The sequence below is a fragment of the Ornithinibacillus contaminans genome, from assembly GCF_001038425.2.
GTDB lineage: Bacteria > Bacillota > Bacilli > Bacillales > Amphibacillaceae > Ornithinibacillus > Ornithinibacillus contaminans.
Genome location: NZ_LDPV02000006.1, coordinates 1 through 1264, shown reverse-complemented (window position 1 = coordinate 1264; position 1264 = coordinate 1). Strand labels below are relative to the sequence as shown.

Below are 1264 nucleotides of genomic sequence, written 5' to 3'. Positions count from 1 at the left end.
GGGAGTGTAATATAAACTGTGTAAGTAAGAGAGCGTACGGCTCTTACTTCGCAGTTTATTTTTTTATTGTTAAACTAAGAATATATGAATTGGGGAGTTGTTTCTAATGGCGAAATCGAAGCGTGATCCAAAATCAGTAGAGTTAGCTAATAGAATTATAGAACAATACCAACCAGAGTCCGTACAAGACATGCAGAATGCACTGAAAGACATATTTGGCCCTATGTTTGAATCCATGTTAAAAGGTGAAATGAACCATCATCTTGGCTATGATTCAAACGATAAAGGGGAAAAGAGCACAGATAACAGGAGAAATGGTTACGGAAAGAAAATCTTAAATACCAGTGCTGGGGAAGTGGAAATCGAGGTGCCACGAGATCGTGACGGCTCTTTTGAACCTCAGATCATCCCGAAACGTAAAAAAGATGTTTCTGAAATAGAGGACAAGGTTATTTCCATGTATGCGAGAGGCATGTCCCAACGAGACATATCATCTACCATTGAAGACATTTACGGCTTTTCTGTGTCTCATGAAATGGTTTCTGATATCACAGATACCGTGCTGCCTGATTTAGAAGAATGGCAAAGTCGTCCTTTAGATGAATGTTATCCTTTTGTCTTTGTAGACTGCATGTACACAACCATTCGCAATCAATACGAGACAAAAAAGTACGCTGTTTACACCATTTTAGGCTATACCATAGAGGGCAATAAAGACATTCTTGGTCTGTGGTTAAATGAAACAGAAAGCAAGCACAAATGGATGCAAATCTTTGATGAAATGAAAGCAAGAGGAGTCGAAGATATCTTCTTTATTTCCATGGATGGCGTGTCAGGACTGGAGGAAGGAGCTCGCTCCATATTCCCTAATGTCATTGTCCAACGATGCATTGTGCACTTAATTCGTAATGCCATTAAGTACGTTCCAAGTAAGGACTATAAAGCCTTTACTGCCTCGTTGCGAAAGGTTTATGGTGCTCAAAGCCTAACGGCATGTCAAAGTGCGTTTGAATCCTTTAAACAACAATGGTCTGCGTATCCAGGAGCTATCGATGTCTGGGAACGTAACTTTGAGCATGTGGAACAACTATATGACTTCGGCAGCGCAGTTCGTAAAATTATGTACACAACGAATGCAGTCGAAAGTATCCACTCCAGCTTCAGAAAAGTAACGAAAAAAGGAGCATTCCCAAATGAGAACGCTCTGCTTAAAGTTCTATATTTACGTGTGAAAGAGTTGGAAAACAAATGGGAAGGTGGTCAT

Annotated in this window: 1 protein-coding gene; it reads left to right on the top strand. The window is 40.1% G+C overall.

Annotation, left to right across the window (positions count from 1 at the left end):
• Nucleotides 1–106: 106 nt before the first annotated feature.
• A partial coding sequence (locus JF53_RS00435) for an IS256 family transposase (RefSeq protein WP_053351189.1) occupies nucleotides 107–1264 on the top strand: 1158 nt, incomplete at its 3' end.